Source organism: Mesorhizobium sp. Pch-S (genome assembly GCF_004136315.1).
Classification (GTDB): Bacteria; Pseudomonadota; Alphaproteobacteria; order Rhizobiales; family Rhizobiaceae; genus Mesorhizobium.
Window position 1 is genome coordinate 1,946,265 of sequence record NZ_CP029562.1, and the last position, 24,771, is coordinate 1,971,035.

Here is a 24,771-nt window from a genome sequence, read left to right on the forward strand (position 1 = left end):
TGCGGGGATCTCCGGCAAAAGCTCGGGTGGCGGAACTGGAGATCAGAACCCCGTCACCGAATTCGCGATCTTCTTCGCTACGCCTCTGTCGATGCGATAGAAGGACATCGAGCGTTCGCTGGCACCGTCCGAGCGGAAATGGAACACGCCGGCGGAGCCGCGGAAGCCGTTCCTGTTTTCGAGGATCTGCGGTGTGAAGCCTTTGGGGCCCATGGCGCCAGCTATGCCGGCTGTCAGCGCCACGCTGTCATAGGCATAGATCGCGTTGATATCCGGAGCATAGCCGTATGTCGCCTTGAAGCGATCGGCGATCGGGCCGGCCTCGCTCTTGTCCAGGGCCGCCACGTAGCTTCCTTGAAACAGCGGGTCGGCGAGCGGCTGCTCGAGCCAGCGCGCGGTGCCGATGACCGCTACCTTGTCGGCGGAAACCCCGCGGGCCTTCAGTGCCCGCAGGATGGGCAACGGACTGGCATCGCCGATGGCGATGACCACACCTTCCGGTGTGGACACGGTCGCCAGCATATCGGCGGCCGCCTTCTCGGCCTCGGCAACCGGATCGAAAGGCATGGTCAGCGCGATCGACGCCCCGGTGATGCTCAATCCGTTCGCCACCCGCTTTTCGATGGCGCCTGCGATCGGACTTCTGGCTACGAACAGGACGAATTTGCGCTTGCCTTTCTGGGCGATGGCCGCGGCGCCGGCGGCAGCACTGTCCGCTTCATTCAGGGCCATGGCATAGAGGCGCGGCGCACCGGGAAAATTCTCCGCCAGCACAAGCACCGGCGGTCGTGTCGGCCCGGAAATCGACGTCAGCCGCTGGGCCGCATCGAGTTCGGCCGGGCCGATGATGACCCTGGCGCCGGACGTCATCGCCTTGACGACGAGGTCCTTGGCGACAGCGCTGTCGCCACGCGTGTCCTGGACGGACAAGGTGATGGTCTGGTTGCCGAGATCCGCCATGGCGAGCTTGGCCGCATCGAACATCCTGCGGCCCTTTTCGCCCATGCCACCGGAAGCCGAAAGCGGCAGCAGCATGAACACCTTGGTTTCGCCGCTGCCAAAAGTCTGGGCCGACGGCACGGGACCGGCCGATGGCGCCGGTGTCGCTGCGCCTTTCGCCTCTGGCGCCGCCGCACTGCCGCCCGGATCGAGAACATCGCCGGCAGTCTTGGACTGGCATGCCGCCAGCGCCAGCACGGGCAGCGCGGCCAGGAGCACGCGGCGACTTATGCCGAATGGACCGAAGTGCCCGTCACCAGACTGCATTAAGGGTTCGCTCCAGGGTGCCGGCATCATGCCTCGCATTGTGTCGGGGCCAGGGAAAGCAGCCATTTGAGCATGCGCAGCGTCTTCCCCCATCTCGACCGGAGGAATTTCCCCGACGGGCAGCCGGGACAGCAACGCAAGAGGTTCCTACCGGGCAAGACAACCGGAACCGGCAGCCATCATTGCTCTAGTGCATGTATTCGAGCATGCGATCGTGGAAACACTCGCATTTGTTGAGGGTGTCCTCGTCGCGATAGTTGGTCTTGAGATAGCCATAGGCCATGCCGCAGGCGACCTTGGCTTCGGAAGCCCAGACGAACACCGGACGCGAGGAATGAACCCATTGCTCGCTCTTGGCCGCTGCAACCGCTTCGTCCATCAGCCGCACGACTTCTGTCTTCAGCGTGCTCATGTTCTCCTCCAGGATCAGGTTGGAGGTGCCCACGGTGCGGCAATACTCACCCGTCGGCGCGCCGATGATGTCGGCGGCCTGCGCGCCCGTGACGCCAAGCGACAGCAGCAAAGCCAGACCGAAAGAAGAATGCTTCATGATCTCCCCCTCGTTGAAAAAACATGCCGCGGCGGGATGGATCCTTCCCGTTGTGCGGATGCAATCAAACCCAATTCAACCTTACCATGTCGCCATGCCGGCGAGCCAGCGCCCGGCGGCATGGCGGATAGTCGAGTAGACAACGGCGTCGCGCTCCTTCTTGCGCCCATCAGGTCGCCGTGCCCGTCTTGTCGTGATTGTCCTCGCTGTAGAGGATGTTCACTGTTGTCAGACCCGGATTGAGCGTCGCAACCGTCACGTAATTGTTGCCGCCGCCATCGACGTCGACCTTCAGGGCGCCGCTTGCATTGTCGTAGTCGACATAGCCGGCGGTGCCGACATTGGTGCCCAGCGCGACATTCAACAGTTCCGACAGGTCGACGACGTCGCCATCGGCATTGCTGTAGTCGTGGATGACGTCGACCATGCCGACTTCCGAAAGCGCCGACTGATCGATGACGAAGGTATCCTTGCCGCCTTCGCCATAGAGATGGTTCAGGCCGGCGCCGCCGTAGAGCATGTCGTCACCGCCACCACCGTGCAGGGTATCGTTGCCGTCCAGGCCGTAGAGAACATTGGCATTGCCGTCGCCGGTGAGCAGGTCGTTGAAGTTCGACCCGATCAGGTTCTCGATGCCGGTCAGCTTGTCGCCGCTGGCATCACCTGTCGAAGTCTGGGCCACGCCGACCAGCGTCAGGTCGACGGTGACGCCGGCTGCCGAATTCTGATAGCTGGCCGTATCGCCGAGCGTCGAATGCGCGCCACCGACGAGGACATCCGCGCCGGCTCCGCCGACGAGTGTGTCGTCGCCGCCGAGGCCGTTGAGCGTATCGACACCGAGACCCGCAACAAGGTTGTCGTGACCGGCCGTACCGTTGATGGTGGTGGTCGGAGGCGTGGTCGTCAAGGTGATGGAACCCGTCGACGTATCCCCGTCTGCGTCGGTAGCCTGAACATTGAACGACATGTTCAAGGGAGTGCCAGCGTCGAAGCGCAGGTAGCCGACGTTGGAAATCTGGAAATCGGCACCGGAGGCGTGACTGACTTCGATCCGGTTGTATCCATCCGCCGTATAGACGGAAATGATGTCGCCTGTAACCGACGGAACGATGTAGCCGCCGCCGGAAGCAGTCAAACTTGCCAAACTGAGCAGAACACCATTCTTGTAGATCTGGGTGATGGTGTCCTTGCTTGCAGCATCGTTGGTCAAGTCTGCATAGCTGTTCGCCGTATTGTCATTTGCATCGTAGGCGACCACCAGGACGCCCGACCCGCCGGTACCATCCACCGTGAATGAAAAACCGTTCGTGTTGTAGTGCGCTCCGTCGGTGTAACTGTTGTTCGCGCTCCCTGTCACCGTCACCGATTTTGCAAAATCGAACCTGAGTATATCGCCCGTTCCAACAACCGGCTGGTCGACACCAAAGGCTACGCTCGAGCCCGAGCTGCTGCCGTTGACGGCACCCTGCGTCCCATTCGAATGCGACGCGGAAATCAGGATGTCCTGATCGTTCGCCGAGGTGTCGTCCACCATCTTGTAGTCTCTCTTGCTCGTCGAGCTGAGATTCGAAGTGGTGATCGTTGTTCCCGAACCGTCGTCCAGAGCCCGGGAAAACTGGACTGTGTAGACGTCACTCGGTTCGCTTTTGGCATTGGGAGACAGCTTGACCGTGAAGACCGTGGTCTCGTCCGTTCCGTTGCCGTCGAGATCGATCCTGGCCGTCAGCGTATCGGTTCCGAAGCCGTAGAGATGAACGGTCTTGCCCCCCGATGTGACGGCGCTTGCACCGCTCATCAATGTGGAGCCGTTGGTGCCGGAGAACACCGCGCTGCCGCCATCTGCGCCGATGCTCTCATAGAAGTTGAGCGCACCACTGCCGATCGCATTGGCCCCGTTCTCGATCGTCATGGCCTGCGCGGTGAAGTTCACCGGCGAGTCATCGTCGAAATTGATCGTCAGGGTACCGGTGCCGGTATCGCCGGCGCTGGTATCGGCATCGCTGTCGCTGACCTTGTATTGCAGCGCCAGCTGAAGGTCGCCGGCTTCCGCATTGTTGGCATTGGTGTGCAGAACCGCATTGATCAGGCTGACCTGGTAGGCGCCCGTCGACGGCGTGACATCCACCGTGAACAGCACCTGGCCGACGCGGGCTGCGATCGTGCTCGAGCTGATCGTCGCCACCAGCCTGTTCAGCGTGCTGTCCCAGGAATAGGTGACCTGCTCCTGGCCGATCGTCACCGCCGGCGTGCCGGCAAGGTTGGCGAAGCTGTAGGAAAGCGCGCCGTCGCCGCCTGAACCGGTCAATGTGCCCGTTGCGAAGGCCGAGGCAGTGGTCGTGTCGTCACCGGTGCCACCGACAAGTCCGTGCAGCAGACCTTCGTCGTCGACGGACGCTGTAACCGAACCGCCTGTGGGCACGTTGTTGACGTTGGCGATGGTAATGACCTGGGCAGCCTCCGACGTGTCGCCGTCGCCATCGGTGATCCGGTAGGTGAAGGAACCCGACTGGTTCGAGGTGCTCGCATTGACCGCGGGATCGAAGGTCCAGGTGCCATCGGCCTTGAATGTATAGACACCGATGCCCGAGACCGAGAACGAATAGACCCCGCCGCCGAGCGATGTCCCTGTCGTGATGGCAACGAAACCACTGCCCAGATTGACATGGGTGAGCGTTGCACCGTCAGCACCCTGCGTATCATTGGCGAGGAGACTGGTGCCGTTCGTCTGGCCGTCCGTCTCCAGAACATTCATCGCAGCACCGGCGCGTGCCGTCGGCACGTCGTCGATGATGTCGACCTCGATGGTGCCGGTGACCGTGTTGCCGTTGGCATCCGTCGCCGTGTAGGTGAACACGTCACGGTTCTGCTCGGTGTTGGTCGCATTGTCGGCATCCGGCGAGGTGTCGAAGCGCGACGTCAGCGTATAGGTGTAGGCACCCGTCGTCGGGTTCAGCGACAGCGTGCCGTAGCTGCCCGTGCCGCCACCCACACTGGTGATCGCATAGCTGACGATCGGCACCGCACTCGAAGCCGTGATCTGGCCGGTGGCGAAGATCTCGCTGTTCGAGGAAGCATCGCTGCCCGTCGAAAGACCGGCCTCGTTGACGATCGCATCATTGTCCGAGGCCGTGATGCCGCTGTCGGACAGGTTGATCGTCAGCGTCACCGTCGAGGTGTCGCCGTCGCCATCGGTGATGGTGTAGACGAAGGTGTCCGTCGCTCCGCCGGCCGGCACCACATTCGGCTTGGCCTGGTAGGTGTAGCTGCCGTCGCCATTCAGCGTCAGCGTGCCGAGCGCCGTCACGATCGGCGTGCCGACATTGCCCGTCACCGGGCTTGCCGTGTTCGAGCCCGTCGCGACACCCGTCACGCCGCCGCCCGCAACCGTCGGACCGTCCGCGCCGAACACATCGGCACCGGACACGCCACCGGTCGTGCCGATACCCGTCAGCACATTGCCGCCGATCAGTGCGCCTTCGATACCGGCATCGGCATCGGCATGCGCCGTCGGCACGTCGTCGATGATATCGACCTCGATGGTGCCGGTGACCGTGTTGCCGTTGGCGTCCGTCGCCGTGTAGGTGAACACGTCACGGTTCTGCTCGGTGTTGGTCGCATTGTCGGCATCCGGCGAGGTGTCGAAGCGCGACGTCAGCGTATAGGTGTAGGCGCCCGTCGTCGGGTTCAGCGACAGCGTGCCGTAGCTGCCCGTGCCGCCACCCACGCTGGTGATCGCATAGCTGACGATCGGCACCGCGCTCGAAGCCGTGATCTGGCCGGTGGCGAAGATCTCGCTGTTCGAGGAAGCATCGCTGCCCGTCGAAAGACCGGCCTCGTTGACGATCGCATCATTGTCCGAGGCCGTGATGCCGCTGTCGGACAGGTTGATCGTCAGCGTCACCGTCGAGGTGTCGCCGTCGCCATCGGTGATGGTGTAGACGAAGGTGTCCGTCGCTCCGCCGGCCGGCACCACATTCGGCTTGGCCTGGTAGGTGTAGCTGCCGTCGCCATTCAGCGTCAGCGTGCCGAGCGCCGTCACGATCGGCGTGCCGACATTGCCCGTCACCGGGCTTGCCGTGTTCGAGCCCGTCGCGACACCCGTCACGCCGCCGCCCGCAACCGTCGGACCGTCCGCGCCGAACACATCGGCACCGGACACGCCACCGGTCGTGCCGATACCCGTCAGCACGTTGCCGCCGATCAGTGCGCCTTCGATACCGGCATCGGCATCGGCATGCGCCGTCGGCACGTCGTCGATGATATCGACCTCGATGGTGCCGGTGACCGTGTTGCCGTTGGCATCCGTCGCCGTGTAGGTGAACACGTCACGGTTCTGCTCGGTGTTGGTCGCATTGTCGGCATCCGGCGAGGTGTCGAAGCGCGACGTCAGCGTATAGGTGTAGGCACCCGTCGTCGGGTTCAGCGACAGCGTGCCGTAGCTGCCCGTGCCGCCACCCACACTGGTGATCGCATAGCTGACGATCGGCACCGCGCTCGAAGCCGTGATCTGGCCGGTGGCGAAGATCTCGCTGTTCGAGGAAGCATCGCTGCCCGTCGAAAGACCGGCCTCGTTGACGATCGCATCATTGTCCGAGGCCGTGATGCCGCTGTCGGACAGGTTGATCGTCAGCGTCACCGTCGAGGTGTCGCCGTCGCCATCGGTGATGGTGTAGACGAAGGTGTCCGTCGCTCCGCCGGCCGGCACCACATTCGGCTTGGCCTGGTAGGTGTAGCTGCCGTCGCCATTCAGCGTCAGCGTGCCGAGCGCCGTCACGATCGGCGTGCCGACATTGCCCGTCACCGGGCTTGCCGTGTTCGAGCCCGTCGCGACACCCGTCACGCCGCCGCCCGCAACCGTCGGACCGTCCGCGCCGAACACATCGGCACCGGACACGCCACCGGTCGTGCCGATACCCGTCAGCACGTTGCCGCCGATCAGTGCGCCTTCGATACCGGCATCGGCATCGGCATGCGCCGTCGGCACGTCGTCGATGATATCGACCTCGATGGTGCCGGTGACCGTGTTGCCGTTGGCATCCGTCGCCGTGTAGGTGAACACGTCACGGTTCTGCTCGGTGTTGGTCGCATTGTCGGCATCCGGCGAGGTGTCGAAGCGCGACGTCAGCGTATAGGTGTAGGCACCCGTCGTCGGGTTCAGCGACAGCGTGCCGTAGCTGCCCGTGCCGCCACCCACACTGGTGATCGCATAGCTGACGATCGGCACCGCGCTCGAAGCCGTGATCTGGCCGGTGGCGAAGATCTCGCTGTTCGAGGAAGCATCGCTGCCCGTCGAAAGACCGGCCTCGTTGACGATCGCATCATTGTCCGAGGCCGTGATGCCGCTGTCGGACAGGTTGATCGTCAGCGTCACCGTCGAGGTGTCGCCGTCGCCATCGGTGATGGTGTAGACGAAGGTGTCCGTCGCTCCGCCGGCCGGCACCACATTCGGCTTGGCCTGGTAGGTGTAGCTGCCGTCGCCATTCAGCGTCAGCGTGCCGAGCGCCGTCACGATCGGTGTGCCGACATTGCCCGTCACCGGGCTTGCCGTGTTCGAGCCCGTCGCGACACCCGTCACGCCGCCGCCCGCAACCGTCGGACCGTCCGCGCCGAACACATCGGCACCGGACACGCCACCGGTCGTGCCGATACCCGTCAGCACGTTGCCGCCGATCAGTGCGCCTTCGATACCGGCATCGGCATCGGCATGCGCCGTCGGCACGTCGTCGATGATATCGACCTCGATGGTGCCGGTGACCGTGTTGCCGTTGGCATCCGTCGCCGTGTAGGTGAACACGTCACGGTTCTGCTCGGTGTTGGTCGCATTGTCGGCATCCGGCGAGGTGTCGAAGCGCGACGTCAGCGTATAGGTGTAGGCACCCGTCGTCGGGTTCAGCGACAGCGTGCCGTAGCTGCCCGTGCCGCCACCCACACTGGTGATCGCATAGCTGACGATCGGCACCGCACTCGAAGCCGTGATCTGGCCGGTGGCGAAGATCTCGCTGTTCGAGGAAGCATCGCTGCCCGTCGAAAGACCGGCCTCGTTGACGATCGCATCATTGTCCGAGGCCGTGATGCCGCTGTCGGACAGGTTGATCGTCAGCGTCACCGTCGAGGTGTCGCCGTCGCCATCGGTGATGGTGTAGACGAAGGTGTCCGTCGCTCCGCCGGCCGGCACCACATTCGGCTTGGCCTGGTAGGTGTAGCTGCCGTCGCCATTCAGCGTCAGCGTGCCGAGCGCCGTCACGATCGGCGTGCCGACATTGCCCGTCACCGGGCTTGCCGTGTTCGAGCCCGTCGCGACACCCGTCACGCCGCCGCCCGCAACCGTCGGACCGTCCGCGCCGAACACATCGGCACCGGACACGCCACCGGTCGTGCCGATACCCGTCAGCACATTGCCGCCGATCAGTGCGCCTTCGATACCGGCATCGGCATCGGCATGCGCCGTCGGCACGTCGTCGATGATATCGACCTCGATGGTGCCGGTGACCGTGTTGCCGTTGGCGTCCGTCGCCGTGTAGGTGAACACGTCACGGTTCTGCTCGGTGTTGGTCGCATTGTCGGCATCCGGCGAGGTGTCGAAGCGCGACGTCAGCGTATAGGTGTAGGCGCCCGTCGTCGGGTTCAGCGACAGCGTGCCGTAGCTGCCCGTGCCGCCACCCACGCTGGTGATCGCATAGCTGACGATCGGCACCGCGCTCGAAGCCGTGATCTGGCCGGTGGCGAAGATCTCGCTGTTCGAGGAAGCATCGCTGCCCGTCGAAAGACCGGCCTCGTTGACGATCGCATCATTGTCCGAGGCCGTGATGCCGCTGTCGGACAGGTTGATCGTCAGCGTCACCGTCGAGGTGTCGCCGTCGCCATCGGTGATGGTGTAGACGAAGGTGTCCGTCGCTCCGCCGGCCGGCACCACATTCGGCTTGGCCTGGTAGGTGTAGCTGCCGTCGCCATTCAGCGTCAGCGTGCCGAGCGCCGTCACGATCGGCGTGCCGACATTGCCCGTCACCGGGCTTGCCGTGTTCGAGCCCGTCGCGACACCCGTCACGCCGCCGCCCGCAACCGTCGGACCGTCCGCGCCGAACACATCGGCACCGGACACGCCACCGGTCGTGCCGATACCCGTCAGCACGTTGCCGCCGATCAGTGCGCCTTCGATACCGGCGTCGGCATCGGCATGCGCCGTCGGACCATCGTCCAGCACCCGGATGGCAAGTGTTCCCGAAGAGCTGTCGTTATCGGTGTCAGTGACCGTCACCGTGTAGTTGGCGAAGACAGGATCGTCCGTGCCACGATCACCCGGCGTCGCATCGGCGGTGATGTTGGTGTGGGTCAGCGTGTTGTCGGTAAGGGTGAAGCGATAGGTGATCTCACCCGAACCGCTGTCGAACCCGATGATCTCGAGGGAGCCATAGGCCGGGTTGCCGCTGATGGCGATCGGCGATGCGGACGAGGCTGCTCCGAGCTGGGCAATGGTGAGGACAGTGCCGCCGATCTGGACGGACTGGATGCCGTCCGGCGCAAAAACATTGAAGCTGCCGGTCTGAACCAGCGCTGCCGGGTTGCTGCTGGAGCCATCGGAGAGATTGGCTTCCGACAGGGTGGCGTCACCGCCGCCTGCGGCCGGTGTCAGGTTGGTGATCAAAGTGCCGTTGTCGGCCACCCCGATCGTCAGCGTCGCCGTCGAGATGTCACCATCACCATCCTTGATCGTGTAGGTGAAGATGTCCTGCGAGACGACCGGATCGCTGTTGAAGCGGGTGTAGACGTAGGAGCCATCCTCGTTGAGGACCAGCGAGCCGTAATTGCCAATCACCTGGAAATTGTGCGCGGCATCCGGCGAGGAATCGGTCGACACCCCAGCCACGGAGGCGACTTTGCCACCATCGGTGCCCAGCTTGTCGGCGACGCCGTCGTCGGTGTTGGCATCGCCGGCAGCGATGTCGATACCGGTCAGGACATTGCCTGTGGCCGTCATATCCGCCCCGAGAACCGTGTCGATATCGTTGATCGCGTGCGGGCCGTCGTCCTGGAAGGTCAGCCTGATCGGGGTCCCGGACACGGCGGACGCCACATCGCCGTCGGCATCGGTGACATTGGCCTGGACATGGATGTTGCCGATCACGGAGACGGCGTCGTCATAATCGGCAGCCGTCGAACCAGCCACGGGATTGTGGATCGCCTGGAACTGGACCAGCCAGAGCTTGCCGGCATCGTCGACATAGGCGGCGAACACCTTCTGGCCGCTGGCAAAATCATTGCCGGCAATGCCCCACAGGATGCGCGGGTCAGAAGGATCGGTGAAGAGCTTGATGGCAATGCCGCCATCCGTCGTCGTCAAGCCGCTGTCCTGACCGGTGAAGGGGGTGTTCGCCGTCCCGTTCGCGAGCTGGTAGGTGATCGCGGCCGGCTCGTCCGCGCCGGGCTGCGACGTGAAGAAGCCGGCGACCGTGCCGGAGGAAACCGCATGACCGAGCTCGGTCAGCGCCAGCCCGCCGATCCTTGTCGCCAGGCTCGACGGCAGCGGCGCCGCCGTGTCGTCGGCGATGTTCGGATCCGCGGTGTTGTTGACCAGCGGGCTTTCGTCGTGCCTGACCTCGAATGGCTGGATGACGGTGCTTTCCGACCCGGAAATAAGGACCCCGAAGCTTTTCGCGCCGGAAATTGTGGCGGAGCCGCCGCCGCCGGTGTTGATCGTGACACCGTCATAGTTGGAGATTTCGAGACGGCCGAAATCGGCAGCGCCGGTGACCTTGATGGAATCGCCCGCATTGACGCCCTGGATGAGATAGCCGATCGGCGTGACGCCGTCGGCTGCGTAGACAACCGTGACAGGCCAGTTGGTCCCGTTGACGCTGACTGTGGTGATCGCAACCCTGGCGTTGTCGGTGAAGTTCGCCGAACCCGAGTTGTTGTCTTCGGTCGTGGGAACGCTGAATGCCCGCAGGAAGACCGAGGCCGTGCCTGGCCCGGTGGTCTGTGAGACCTTGAAAGTCAGCGAAGCGACAGAATAGTGCTCGGTTGCCGTGAAGGTCGTCGACATGTTGTTGCCGGTGGCAACGCCATTCTTCACGAAATCGAGGACGAGATATTCTTCGGCGCTGTTGTTGTCCTTGCCGTTGATGTTCTGGCCATTGCCGACGCCGATGTCGTTGGACGTGTTGACGGCATCCTGGGTGGTACCCGTACGCCCGCTCAGCAGGATGTCCTTGTCGTTGGCGCCGTTGAGAACCTTGTAGAGATCGTGCCCGGCCTGCACTCCGGTGAGGGAGTAGGACGTCGTCTCGGTTCCTGTCTGGGGAGGCAGCGCCACGACGACCGGAACGTCGTTCTGGACGGTAACGGTGAAGGAACCCGGAGCGGCACCGGTGGCCTTGTCGCCATCGGCATCGGTGGCCACGATCATCGACGAGAAGTCGATCGACGGCACGCTGCCGACGGTGGTGCGCAGCAGGGTGCCGGCATCGCCGCTGCCGGCGACATGGTCAAGCTGATCCTTCAGGTCGAAATTCCACGAACCGTCGGCATTGACGGTCAGCGTGAAGACGGTGTTGGCGCCGGCCGTGGCCGTCAGCACGCCGCCGGCCACGTTGTAGACCAGCTGGATGCCATGCGAATAAAGCACCGGCAGACCGCTGGTCGAGGGATTGAGGCTGAAGGTCAGCGGCGCGTCGGCACCGGCGTTGAACAGGGCGCCCAACGAACCCAGCGTGCCGGAGGCCTCGTCGCTGGACGATGTCTGGCCGGCATCCGGAATGCCGTTGGAGGCATCGCCGTCCGCCGTCGCCATAGTGTCTTCGGCAACCGTCGCCTGGATGCCGGCGCCGCCGACAACAGCTGTCGGAGCATCATCTTCGAATGCGATCACACCGGCCCGACCGCCAAGATCGACCTTGGCGGTCGAGACGTCATGGTCGCCATCCGTTACCGTGTAGACCGCCTTCAGCACGTTGCTGGACAGATACAGCGCTTCGTCGGCGTTGGTGGTGTCCGGGTGATCCAGCGCCTGGAGCTGCGTCAGCGTGACATTGCCGTTGGTGGCATTGATCGAAACCGTGAAGGCAAGCACGCCACCGGCTCCGCCGACGCGTCCTTCAATCACCCCACCATTGTCCACCAGCACGATCTCGTGTGCCGCGTCATGCACCGCGCCCGAAAGGTAGAGGCCGGTCTGCCCACCGCCGGCGATCTCCAGCGAGAACGCCGTCGTCGCGCCCTCTTCATCCTGTCCTGCCGACGAACCCGTGGTGTCGAACAGCGACGTGCCCAGAACCGTCACCTGGCCCAGGCCGGCGGCGCCGCCCTCGGCCTCGCCCGCGTTCTGCCCGAGGGTCTCGTCGACGATGATCGACGCGCCGGCCTTCAGCGCCAGCGCTGCCGTCGGACCATCGTCTTCGAAGGCAATCACGCCGGCCCGACCACCAAGATCGACGCTGGCGCTGGCAACGTCCTGGTCGCCATCGGTCACCGTGTAGACGGCCTTCAGGATACCCGTGGCCAGGAACAATGCCTCGTCATAGCTCGCACCGGGCGTCGGATGGTTCAGCGACTCGTACTGCGTCAGCGTGACATTGCCGCTCGATGGATCGATCGACACGGTAAAGGCGAGCGTGCCGCCGGCGCCGCCGACGCGACCTTCGATGACACCGCCGTTGTCGACCAGAAGGATCTCGTTGGCCGCGCCGCTCTGGCCGGTCAGGAACAGACCGGTGTGGCCGCCGGCGGCCACTTCCAGCGAGAACGCCGTCGTTGCACCTTCCTCGTCCTGACCGGCCAGGGAGCCGGTCGTGTCGAACAGCGACGTGCCCAGAACCGTGACCTGGCCGAGGGTTCCAACCGGCTCCGTCTCCGGAGCGCCGTTCTGGCCCAGGCTCTCGTCAACGACGATCGATGCCTTGCCGGCCAGGGCCAGCACAGCCGTCGGACCATCGTCCTCGAACGCGATCACGCCGGCCCGACCGCCAAGGTCGACGCTGGCGCTGGCAACGTCGTTGTCGCCATCGGTCACCGTGTAGACGGCTTTCAGGATGCCGGAGGCCAGGAACAGCGCCTCGTCGTAGCTCGCGCCAGACGTCGGATGGTTCAGCGACTCGTACTGCGTCAGCGTGACATTGCCGCTCGATGGATCGATCGACACGGTAAAGGCGAGCGTGCCGCCGGCGCCGCCGACGCGACCTTCGATGACACCGCCGTTGTCGACCAGAAGGATCTCGTTGGCCGCGCCACTCTGGCCGGTCAGGAAAAGACCGGTATGGCCGCCGGCTGCAACCTCCAGCGAGAACGCCGTCGTTGCACCTTCCTCGTCCTGCCCGGCCAGCGAGCCGGTCGTGTCGAACAGCGATGTACCCAGAACCGTGACCTGGCCGAGGGTCCCAACCGGCTCCGTCTCCGGGGCGCCGTTCTGGCCCAGGCTCTCATCAACGACGATCGATGCCTTGCCGGCCAGGGCCAGCACGGCCGTCGGACCATCGTCCTCGAAGGCGATCACGCCGGCGGCGCCACCGAGATCGACACTGGCAGTGGCGACGTCCTGGTCGCCGTCGGTCACCGTGTAGACAGCTTTCAGGATGCCGGAAGCCAGGAACAGCGCCTCGTCGTAGCTCGCGCCAGGTGTCGGATGGTTCAGCGACTCATACTGCGTCAGCGTGACATTGCCGGTCGACGGATCGATCGACACGGTGAAGGCGAGCGTGCCGCCGGCGCTGCCGACGCGGCCTTCGATCACGCCGCCATTGTCGACCAGGAGGATCTCGTTGGCCGCACCGCTCTGGCCGGTCAGGAACAGACCGGTGTGGCCGCCGGCGGCCACTTCCAGCGAGAACGCCGTCGTTGCACCTTCCTCGTCCTGACCGGCCAGGGAGCCGGTCGTGTCGAACAGCGACGTGCCCAGAACCGTGACCTGGCCGAGGGTTCCAACCGGCTCCGTCTCCGGAGCGCCGTTCTGGCCCAGGCTCTCGTCAACGACGATCGATGCCTTGCCGGCCAGGGCCAGCACAGCCGTCGGACCATCGTCCTCGAACGCGATCACGCCGGCCCGACCGCCAAGGTCGACGCTGGCGCTGGCAACGTCCTTGTCGCCATCGGTCACCGTGTAGACGGCCTTCAGGATACCCGTGGCCAGGAACAAAGCTTCGTCGTAGCTCGCGCCAGACGTCGGATGGTTCAGCGACTCGTACTGCGTCAGCGTGACATTGCCGCTCGATGGATCGATCGACACGGTAAAGGCGAGCGTGCCGCCGGCGCCGCCAACGCGACCTTCGATGACACCGCCGTTGTCGACCAGAAGGATCTCGTTGGCCGCGCCACTCTGGCCGGTCAGGAAAAGACCGGTATGGCCGCCGGCTGCAACCTCCAGCGAGAACGCCGTCGTTGCACCTTCCTCGTCCTGCCCGGCCAGCGAGCCGGTCGTGTCGAACAGCGATGTACCCAGAACCGTGACCTGGCCGAGGGTCCCAACCGGCTCCGTCTCCGGGGCGCCGTTCTGGCCCAGGCTCTCATCGACAACGATCGATGCCTTGCCGGCCAATGCCAGCACGGCCGTCGGACCATCGTCCTCGAAGGCGATCACGCCCCTCTGGCCACCAAGATCCACCGCCGCCGAAGCGATATCCTTGTCGCCATCGGTCACCGTGTAGACGGCCTTCAACGCACCCGTGGCCAGGAACAGTGCTTCATCATAGCTCGCGCCAGGCGTCGGATGGTTCAGCGACTCGTACTGCGTCAGCACCACATTGCCGGTCGCGGCATCGATCGACACGGTAAAGGCGAGGGTGCCGCCAGCGCCACCGACGCGGCCTTCGATCACGCCGCCATTGTCGACCAGAAGGATCTCGTTGGCCGCGCCGCTCTGGCCGGTCAGGAACAGACCGGTGTGGCCACCTGCGGCAATTTCAAGCGAGAAGGTCTTCGTCGCACCTGCGCTGTCGGAACCGACCGACGAACCCGCCGTGTTGAACAGCGAGGCGCCTGGAACCACCACCCGGCCAAGTGTTCCGGCCGGCTCGGTCTCCGGCCCGCCGTTCTGGCCGAGACTCTCGTCGACAAGGATCGATGCGCCTTCCCTCAGCACGAGTGCTGCGACGGGAATGTCATCGCCAACGGAAACGACAACGCTGCCGACCGGCGGCGTGAGGGTATCGCCGTCCTTGTCCGACACCTCGATCAGGCCGGACAGGTCGATGCTCAGGTTGGTTTCGACATTTCCCGGACTGTTGACGTGATCGACCTGGCCCAGCAGGGTGAATGTCAGCGAACCGGTCGCCGTCAACTCGACGGTGAAGACGGAAACGCCGCCGGCCGAGCCGGTGATGGTGTGACCGTCCGGCGAAACGACGTAGGAAATCGCGGCGCCGTTGCTCGACAGGCCGAGACCTGCCAGCTGTGTCAGCGCGCCGGAGACGAAATGATACGAACCCAGCCCATCCGCGCCGGGGTTGATGACGGTCGAAAGCTCGATATGGCTGACGGTCTGCTTGCCGAAATCATTTTCGCCGCTACGGCCGGAATCCGCATTTGCCGATGCCAGGCCGTCTTCGTCGACGCGAAGAACGCTCTGGCCGGCGCCGACGAATGCCGGGCTGTCATCCTCGATGGTGACCGACATGTTGGCGGTGGTGCTGCCGCCTTTGCCGTCGGTGGCGGTGACAGGCACGGTAAAGGTCAGGTCGTCTTCCGAGCCCGGACGCGTATCGTTCGGATGATCGATCGGGCCGAGAAGCTGGATGGTGTAGCTGTCACCGGCCGCTGTGATCGTGATGACCGGAACACCGTTCACCGAGCCGATCAGCTGGGCGGTGCCTTGTCCGGTCCAGACCAGCGGCACGCCGCCGGAGGTTAGCCCTGAAGGTTGGCCGAAAGTGTAGGTGAGCGCATCGCCGTCCGGATCCGTTGCCGGGAACCTGCCGGTGATCAGCGTGGCGTTGGTGGTATCGCTCGAACCATCATTGTCCGGGTTTCCACCGGCCAGGCCTTCGTCCGAAAGGGCAAGCGCCGAGAAATCAGCGAAGAGCGGATCGCGATTGGGGGCAGCCGGGTAGAGCTCGCGCTCGTCGAGCTGGCCAAACTGCAGGTCGGTCGGTGGCAAGAGGCTGCTCAGGTCGAAGCCGTCACCGATCCCGCCGGCAGGATGTTCGAAATTGCCGCCGGCGCTGGGGTTCGACGCGGCGCCCTGCCCGGCTGAAATCGAGCCGTCCGCGCCGAAGGCGACATCGACGCCGCTCGTCTGCAGCGCTGCGAGCAGGGCCACGCGCGGAAATTCGACTTCGCCGACAATGAAGGTCGGAACATCGACCGCACCATCCTTGATGACAACGACCGAACCGTCGGCCTGCTGCAGAACGAGATTGGTGCCCTCGACGCGGATGTTGTCGATGGATGTATTGGCGGGCAGGTGGACGGTCTTGTCCGCGCCAACGATGTATTCGCCAGAAGAGGAAGGCGGCGTTGCTGCTGCCTGTGCTGGTGTTGGTGCCGGCGTGGCGCCGACATCTACAGGCTTCGGCTCGGATGCTGCCCCGGCCGGCTGATTTTCTTGCCCCGCCGGCTGACTGCCAGAAGTGGCCTGCGCCACCTGCAATGAAACAGACGGATCATCATGCTCAGCCCGCATGCTTTGCTGATTCCAGCTCGCGGAATTGCTTTCGATCTCGAAACTGTTTGCCATGACCCACCACCCCTTACTTTGTCATCAAAGCAAACAGGGGCGAGTTTGGTTTGGCAACTAGCGGGTAACTGCATCCATATAATGGGCTATGCGTTCGATGCTAAATTTTACTTTTAGTAAATGAGGACTGCATATGGGGATATATGTTCTCTACCCAATACGTTCGTTTCAAAGGCGCGCCAGGGATAACGAGAATCTTTGATTCAAATTTGAATTAAATTCCTCCGCGCAATTTATACTATAATTATCCATCTATATTTTCGGTATCTTCAGGCGTGCTGGATAGCATCCATCGTAAAGGGTGGGTGTCATGAAAGCAAAGCAAAAGTTCTCATTGATAAAACACTTGCGGAATATTGCGAGCTTGGCCCTCGTGATCGCTGCACCGTCGGCCTATGCGGCGACCGGTCCTGCAACATCCGAGGCTCGGGACAGCCTGGCGAAGCCGGTCCAGATGGTCGAATTCCTGGGCGGCATTTCCCTGACGAAGCCCGAGTCCGCCGTCGCAGGCAGCGTCTATCGCGCCGAGATCAGTGGCGGCTACAGCCTGGCGCTCCAGAACATCGCCGAAGAAAAGCCCGAGCTGGACCCGATCCAGACCGCTGCGATCATTCCCGGCGTCTTCGGTTCCATGGCGATATCGATGAAGAACTTTCCGGCCGCAACGCGCTGGGCATCCGTCTATCGCTCCGTGCGCAACTGCGACAACATCTGCGACCGGACCAGCGCCGGCTATGCGTTCATCGTCAAGGCGGTGAAGGACAAGAACTTCACCGACAAGCTCACCTTCGTGAACAGCGGCATCAATCAGCTCATTGCCTACCGCAAGGACGAAGTCACCTATGGAAAGGTGGATTACTGGGCGACGCCGGAAGAGACGCTGAGCCGTCGCTCCGGCGACTGCGAGGATTTCGCCATCCTGAAGATGGCAGCGCTGCTGGAGGCTGGGGTGCCGGCCACCAGCATGTCACTGGTGGTGCTGCAGGACAGGAAGAGGAACGTCTTTCACGCCGTCCTGTCGGTCAGCACGTCCAGCGGCACTTTCATCCTCGACAGCCTTAGCAACAAGGTCGTGATGGACAGCGCGCTTCCAAACTATGTGCCGCTCTATTCCTTCAGCACCGAGCGCGCCTGGGTGCATGGCGCCAAGACGGGCGAGAGCCGTATGGCATCGCTGAAGGGCGGGCTCTCCGGCATCGCGCCGGGCGAAGGGCCCGAGAACTGATTGCGTCCGCATGCCATTGCTGCGGGGCTGAAACAGCCTATCCGTTGACAACGAAAGCCAGCAGCAGATCAGGCGCCGGCACCGGCGCGCGCACGGCGTTGATCTGCCCGCGATGACGCCGTTCACCGATGCCGATGACGAACCCGGTGCCGACGGGCAGGTTTCCATTCTGCCTCAGCCGCTCCAGAATATCCGCGACATTGAGGTCCAGCGCCAGCTTCATGTCCTTGCGGGCATCGTCATCCTGTCCGACCGGAAGCTGACGGCGAACCAGGTTCTGGAATGGCTGGTTGAAGGCCAGGATCTTGCGCGTGCTTTCCAGAGCGAAAGCCGGTGCCGGACAGGCGAACAGGATGGCCTTGATCATCTCGACAGAGGTCAGCCGTCGCAGCATCGCGGTTTCGGCGTTGGCGTCGTGAAGGCAAGCTACCCTTATCGCCGAGGTCAGATTGGCCTCCGGTCCTGCGGCGACGGCTATCTGATCGACGAGAGCACCGAGTGTTTCCTGATTGCGCGCAGCCATGCGTTTCAGCATGTCCCAGAAGCCGCGTTCGAGCCGGATGCCGCGCCGCTGTCCATTGCGTTCGACGACCCGGAACTCCGGTTCCTGATCGCGCAGCAGCGGCTGACTGGGCAGTTGCTGGCCAGAACTGGAGGGGACCGCGCTATCGCTCACGCATGGCCTCCTCCCTGGCCTTGTTGATCGGCTTCAGGAGATAGCTGAGGATGGTCTTGCGACCGGTCTTGATATCGACAGAGCAGATCATGCCGGGAATGATGGAATAGGTCTTGCCGTCGCGCTGCAGCGTCGACTTTTCCGTGGCGACGCGCACCTGATAGTAGGGTTCACCCGTCTTCTCGTCGACAAGGCTGTCGGCGGTGATGTTCGCCACCTTGCCTTCGATGCCGCCGAAGATGGAAAAGTCATAGGCGGTGATCTTGATCAGCGCGTCCTGCCCGGGGCGGATGAAGGCGACATCGCGCGGCGAGACACGGGCCTCGACAAGCAGGGTTTCCGAGGTGGGAACGATGCCGGCAACGACAGCACCGGGCTGCACGAAGGCGCCCAGCGTGTTGACGTCGAGCGTGTTGACGATGCCGTCGACCGGCGAGCGGATGTCGGTGCGTGCGACACGGTCGGTGGCGCCACGGATCGTCTCATCGACAACAGACAGGTCCGCCAGCGTCTGGGTCAGGTCGTTCAGCGCCTCCTGCTGCAGCTCGAGGGTGACTTCATTGACCTGAAGCTGCGCCTCGTTGATGGCGGCCTTGCCGCGCAGGATCGTTTCGCCGGCGAGCTTGATCTGGCCCGCCAGTTCCGTCTGTTCGCGCTCGACCCTGAGCTGTTCGGTCTGCGCGATCAGACCCTTCTGGGCCATCGTGTTGACGAGCTTCGCCTCGCGCGCGCTGACCTGCTGGTTCCGGCTCAAACGATCGAGATTGGCATTGGCCTCGTCGAGCTCCTTCTGCCGCTGCTCCAGTCGTGACTTCAGCACGGAAAGCTTGTTGTTGAAGTTGTCCTGCCGGGCGATTAGCAACTTCTCTTCATTGTCGCAGATTTCCGGCACGTTCTTTTGATCTCGACCGGGCAGGCGAAAGGTTCGCCGATCTTTCCGCCCTGTTCCTGCTTGAGGCGGGCAACGCGCGCCCGCAAGGCGCGGGCCTTGGCCTGCTGCTCGCCCAGGCTCGATGAATTCAGGGTGTTGTCGAGGCGGATGATGAGATCGTCCTTCTTGACGATCTGGCCGATCTTGACCGCGATGTCCTGCACGACGCCGGCTTCGCTGGCCTGGATGATCTGGGTCTTCGATGCGGGGATGACCTTGCCATCGCCCCGCGCGATCTCGTCGATCTCGGCAAAGGACGACCATGCCACGAACACGACCAGCAGGAAGCCCACGATGGCAACCGTGGCCGAGGCGAACAGTGGTGGCCGATCATCCCTAGCGAGCATTATTCCCTTACCCAGCCGACCATGGTGTTGGAGCCGCCTTTCCTGCCGAGATCACGCGCCACGACCGGATTTCTGCAGCGCCTGTATCACCTGGTCCTTCGGCACGTCCGCGACGATCTTGCCCTGGTCGATGACCATCAGGCGGTCGACCAGCTCGAGCATGCTGAAACGATGCGTCGACACGATCAGGGTGGTGTCCGAACCGAAGGCCACCTTGAGCTGGCGGATCAATTGCCGCTCGGAGGCCAGATCCATCGAGCCGGACGGCTCATCCAGGAAAACGATCTTCGGCTTGCTCAGAAGCAGGCGTGCAATGGCAACCGCCTGACGCTGGCCACCGGAGAGGTTGGTGCCACGTTCGCCGACATTCATGTCGTAGCCACGTGGATGGCGTGACACGAACTCGTCGACGCCCGCCGCCTTCGCGGCATCGATGATTTCCTCGTCCGTGGCATCGGGCCGTGCCATCAGGAGATTTTCCTTGATCGTCCCCGAAAACAGATCGCCCGCCTGCGCCACCACGCCGACGGCAGCGCGGACCTCGGAGGGATGATACTGCCGCACGTCGATGCCGTCGAACAGCAATTCACCGGACGTCGGCAGGAAAAGCCGGCCGACCAGACGGCCAAGCGTCGTCTTGCCGGAGCCGATGCGGCCGATGATGCCGACCCGCTCGCCTTGCCTGATGTTGAAGCTGAGCCCGTTCAGGACCTCGGCATCGGAGCCCGGGTAGACGAAACCGACATTCCTGAACACCAGCGCACCGTTGCGGATCGGGCGATTGACGAAGCCCACCGTATCGGGTCGGTCTTCCGGCTGCGCCATGATGCCGTTGATGACCTTGAGGGAGAGCATCGCCTGCCGGAAACGGGCCAGCGTGATCGCGATCTGACCGAGCGGCGCCACTGCGCGTCCAGCCAGCATGACAGTGCCGATGATGGCGCCGGTAGAGACATGGCCTTCCGCGAAAGCATAGGCTCCGGCGACCACCAGCGCGACCGTTACCAGTTGCTGTACCGCCTGTGTGATGTTGCCGGCCGCCGCGGACAACTGCTTGATCTGCTCGGAGGTGTTGGCGGCATTCTTGGAATGCTCGCTCCATTTGCGCAGCAGATAGGCTTCGGCGCGCAGCGACTTGATCGTCTCCAGCGTCGAAATCGACTCGACCAGCAGCGCCTGCCGCTGCGAGGATTCGTTCAGCGACGCCGCGACGCATTTTGCGATGCGGCGCTGGGCGACAAGGCCGACCGCGATCGTGATGAGGAAGGCGATGGCCGGGATGATCACGAGCCAGCCGCCGATGGCATAGATGACGATCAGGAAAATGAAGACGAAGGCGGTGTCGATGAACACGCTGATGGTGTTGGAGGTGAAGAACTCGCGGGCGAATTCATATTGCGTGACCCGGTTTGCATATTCGCCGGTGGAGCCGGGCCTCGCGACCAGCGACGAATTCAGCACCTTGTCGAACAGCATGTAGGAGATGCGCAGGTCGGCCTTGCGGCCGGCATAATCGATCAGTGCGGCGCGCGCCGTCTTCAACAGCAGGTCGAAGAGCACCACAAGGCCAACGCCCAGCGCCAGCACCCATAAGGTCGAGACCGCCTTGTTCGGCAGGATGCGGTCATAGACATTCATGGTGAAGATCGGCGAGGCGAGAGCCAGCAGATTGATGAACACCGCCGCCAGGATCACCTTGGAATAGGAGCGCCAGAACGCGCTCATCGTTCCCGTCAGCCAATGGCGCCGCTCGATCTTCTGGGCGCTGCCGACATTCATCTCTTCGGCGGCATTGGCATAGATGATCGAAAACGACGCACCGCCGAGAATGAGTTCGCGCGAAAGGTCGGACCGGGAGACGACGACCTGGCCGTCTTCCTGCGGCGCCGTCAGATAACCGTCGGCGCCATCTTCCGACAGCAGTGCGACAGGCGGCTTGTTGGCCCGAAACAGGATGGCGGGCAGGTCGACGCGCCCGGCACGAAAATCGCGTCCGTCGAATTCCTTGGCATCAAGGCCGATGCGTTCGGCGAGGTGCCGTATCTCCTCGATGTCGACACGTTCATCGGACAGCGGCACCCCGGCAAAGAGCACCGTTTCGGCGCTCGGCCGGCCAAGAAAAGCAGCGATTGCCGAAAAACAGCTTTTAAAACCCGTTCTCGGCGAACGAAGTTGAGGTTGCTGGTTCACGAGACGCTTAACCGGCTTCTATGTCCGCAGCCCGGGCGCCTATTTCTTCTTGCGTACGGGTGCGAGGATATCCAGCGGCAGATCGTTGGTCTGTTCCGATGGCGTGCGCGCGAAGGTTTCGACATCCGCGGTCTTCGGAACGTTGAACTCGGCCCTTGCATAAGCCGCTGCCTGCTTCGGCGGGCTGATGCCTTCCGTGCGCAGCAGCTGCCCGGTCGCCGCCAGAAGGCGGTATTCGGCGAAGAGCGAGGCAAAGACCGCGGTGTCCGCAAGCGTCGCCGTGTTGAAGCGCGTGTTCTGCGCATCGAGCACGTCGAGCAGCGAACGCTGGCCGACCTTGAACTGCTCGCGATAGGAAGCAACCAGCCTTTCATTGGCAGATGCCTGCTGTCGCAAGGTCTTTGCAAGATCCGCCTGCTTGAAGCGGCGGTCCCACGACGTGCGGACGGCTTCCTCGATTTCGCGGTGCGCCTGATGCAGGGCAAGGCGCTGCTCGCTGGCGCGCCGGATCTGTTCCTGCTCGTTGGCCTTGTCGATGCCACCGCGATAAAGGTTCCAGCGCATCACCAGCCGGGCCTGCAGATCGTCAGTGCGTCCGTCGGCACCGTCGATGTCCTGGCCGGCGCGTGCCGAACCTTCGGCAATGAACTCGGGGCCGTATTTGGCGCGGGCGGCATCCACCATCGCGCTTGCCGCGTCGATATCGCTGTTGGCCATATGGATGCGTGGATTGTTCTGCCGGGCCAGACCGATCGCTTCATCCAGCGAGCGCGGCAGGGCCTTTGCAACGGATGGCGGCCTGCTCGGGTTGGTCAGCGGCTTGCCGACGGTCTTGAAGAACCGGATCTTGGCCGCTTCCAGCTCTTCGGAGGCTTCCTGCAGGCGCGCCTTTGCCGAAAGGACACGTTCCTCGGCCTGCTGGCGGTCGGCATCGGTCAAGGCGCCACCGGAAACGCTTTCGCGGATATCGCCCAGGATACCCTGGTGGAACGAAAGGTTCTTCCTGGCCTCGTTCACGATCGAGCCCTGAAGCATGTATTCCAGATAGTCCTGGACGACCGACAGGGCGATGAATTCTGACCGTTCGAGGACGCGGAAGGACGCGCCGTCGACACGCGAAGCCTGGCGATCGACTTCCGCCCGACGAGCACCGCTGTCGAACAGCTTCTGGGTCACCACCACGCCGGCTTCGGTCGGATATAACGTATCGTGCTCTATGGCGAGCGTGCGACGCGAGGGATTGTCCAGCCGGCGTGCGCCGGTTGATGCTTCGAGATCGACGCTCGGCAGATAGAGACCCCTGGCCTGGCGCAGTTCGAACTCGATCGCCTCGCGATTTTCAATCGCCTGCCCGATCTCGGGGTTGGACTCGACAGCGACTGCGATGGCTTCCTTCAGGGACAGCGCATAAGCAGACCCTCCCGTTAAGGTTGTAGCCGCCAACAATATCGCTGCAAACTGGCGCAGGCGCGCCACTCTTCTTGAAGCCATTTCCCCCAGCCCTAGATCGCCCATCAATCTCCTACCACCCTTTGGAGACCGCTACAGTATCGGCCAATATCCGAAAAAAGATAAGAGTCGACAAGCGTCCCGTTACTTAAATCAAAGAATCCGCGTTGTTGGCGTCGAATCTTTCTTCATGTAGTAAAAAAGGCACATACACCCATTTAAAGTTGTGCGATTTGGTCGACTTTCGTATTGACAGGACCAGACGCTCCGAAGCTGCAAGCAATATTTGCCGACACCAGTTCTTTGCAACCTTGGATCACACGAATGCGTTGGCGCGCCGGAAAACACCAACATATGTTGATAAAGCCTCTTGCCGGAGACTATTGGGGGTCGAAATTGAAAATTGTCTTCAATATGAATGTTTTTCGAAACCAAGGCTGAACGCATCATGGCGTATTCGCATATTGTTGGCATGGAGGACGACAATTGGCGAACGAAGACCCTAAAGGCCGATATCCCACCGACTGGCTGCCGATCGCAAAGCTGGTGCTGATCGGCACTGCCATCTGCATCGGCGTTTCGGCGATCTTCAACTATCTGCTGCTGTTCGGCTCGTTCACCAGCTTCCAGAGGACGGTCATCACCGCATTTGCTGTCCCTGTCGTCATCGGGGTGCCAGTCTTCACGCTGCTCAGTCTCAAGATCGAAGAGATTCGCCGGCTCCGGAAAGACCTGACACATTCGGCCAGCCACGACAGGACAACGGATTTCTATCACGCCGACGTGTTTTCCTCGCTTGTCGATCGCCGTGTGCGTGCGCCGATGGGACCGACGCGTCCGAAGGGCGCGCTTCTGGTGGTCGATGCCGGCCAGTTGCGGGCTACGGCGGAGCGGTATGGTTTCGAATGGGCCAATGAAGCGTTGCGACAGATCGCGACGACGATCCGTTCGTCGGTCCGCAAGGAGGATTTCGTCGGTCGGCTTGGCGAGACCGAATTCGGCGTCTTTCTGCATCACGCCACCGAGCAGGAAGCCATGGATGTCGGCCAGCGCATCCGTAATGAGGTCGCCAAGGTCTATTTCGCGCCGCAGGGCAAGGCCATCGAGCTGACCGTGCAGGTCGGCGGAATTTCCTTCGAGGACGCCACGACCGTCACGGAACTGCTGCGCGTTGCCGACAAGCAACTCGAATCCGCCAAGCGCCAGTCGGGCGGCCTGGAAATCAAACGGCTGATCATCGACAGCTAGGGCAGCTGAACAGCCCGCGCAGGGCAACTCCTCGCTCCGACATCGGAAACCTTATGAGAGAAGCCCGTGCGACCGCGCGGGCTTTTTGCATTGCGGAGTGCCCGCACCGCTGCGGGCAAAGGACAGTTCCTCGGCGCAATGGGCAGACACTCCGGTCTCGCCAGCCCTTCGCCGCATCGAAAGCCCGACTTCGCGACATCATACCCCACATCGCCGCTCAAGCTTATTTG

At 63.1% G+C, this 24,771-nt stretch carries 8 protein-coding genes and 1 pseudogene; 2 read left to right on the top strand and 7 right to left on the bottom strand.

Going from position 1 to position 24,771, the window contains the following annotated elements; translation table 11 throughout:
• Positions 1-42 precede the first annotated feature (42 nt).
• The 3 genes from C1M53_RS08910 to C1M53_RS08920 all read right to left on the bottom strand — a co-directional run bounded on the left by C1M53_RS08910 (position 43) and on the right by C1M53_RS08920 (position 16,475).
• Positions 43-1,266, bottom strand: a complete 1,224-nt coding sequence (locus C1M53_RS08910) for an ABC transporter substrate-binding protein (RefSeq protein ID WP_129411920.1) — start codon at positions 1,264-1,266, stop codon at positions 43-45.
• A gap of 187 nt (positions 1,267-1,453) precedes the next feature.
• Positions 1,454-1,816: a hypothetical protein gene (locus tag C1M53_RS08915; RefSeq protein ID WP_129411921.1), complete on the bottom strand. Its 363-nt coding sequence runs from the start codon at positions 1,814-1,816 to the stop codon at positions 1,454-1,456.
• A gap of 169 nt (positions 1,817-1,985) precedes the next feature.
• A complete protein-coding gene (locus C1M53_RS08920) occupies positions 1,986-16,475 on the bottom strand; it encodes a DUF5801 repeats-in-toxin domain-containing protein (RefSeq protein WP_129411922.1) in 14,490 nt (4,829 codons plus the stop codon).
• 373 nt (positions 16,476-16,848) lie between these two features.
• Here C1M53_RS08920 and C1M53_RS08925 point away from each other — a divergent pair, with 373 nt between their 5' ends.
• Positions 16,849-17,700 (top strand): transglutaminase-like cysteine peptidase, encoded by an 852-nt coding sequence (locus C1M53_RS08925; RefSeq protein ID WP_245488580.1) that lies wholly within the window; start codon positions 16,849-16,851, stop codon positions 17,698-17,700.
• Positions 17,701-17,737: 37 nt separating this feature from the next.
• Here C1M53_RS08925 and C1M53_RS08930 read toward each other — a convergent pair whose 3' ends face one another.
• The 4 genes and pseudogenes from C1M53_RS08930 to C1M53_RS08945 all read right to left on the bottom strand — a co-directional run bounded on the left by C1M53_RS08930 (position 17,738) and on the right by C1M53_RS08945 (position 23,335).
• The gene (locus C1M53_RS08930; protein ID WP_129411924.1) at positions 17,738-18,376 is read right to left on the bottom strand and encodes a ribbon-helix-helix domain-containing protein; all 639 of its coding nucleotides are present in this window, start codon (positions 18,374-18,376) and stop codon (positions 17,738-17,740) included.
• Positions 18,366-19,654 (bottom strand): annotated as a pseudogene (locus C1M53_RS08935) (HlyD family type I secretion periplasmic adaptor subunit). Before C1M53_RS08935 ends, C1M53_RS08930 begins: the two are co-directional and overlap by 11 nt.
• A gap of 51 nt (positions 19,655-19,705) precedes the next feature.
• Complete coding sequence (locus tag C1M53_RS08940; RefSeq protein WP_129411925.1) at positions 19,706-21,844, bottom strand: type I secretion system permease/ATPase; 2,139 nt, start codon at positions 21,842-21,844, stop codon at positions 19,706-19,708.
• A gap of 39 nt (positions 21,845-21,883) precedes the next feature.
• Complete coding sequence (locus tag C1M53_RS08945) at positions 21,884-23,335, bottom strand: TolC family outer membrane protein (protein ID WP_129411926.1); 1,452 nt, start codon at positions 23,333-23,335, stop codon at positions 21,884-21,886.
• Positions 23,336-23,779: 444 nt separating this feature from the next.
• Between C1M53_RS08945 and C1M53_RS08950 the strand changes: the two genes are divergently transcribed.
• Positions 23,780-24,541: a GGDEF domain-containing protein gene (locus C1M53_RS08950; protein WP_129411927.1), complete on the top strand. Its 762-nt coding sequence runs from the start codon at positions 23,780-23,782 to the stop codon at positions 24,539-24,541.
• Positions 24,542-24,771: the final 230 nt, after the last annotated feature.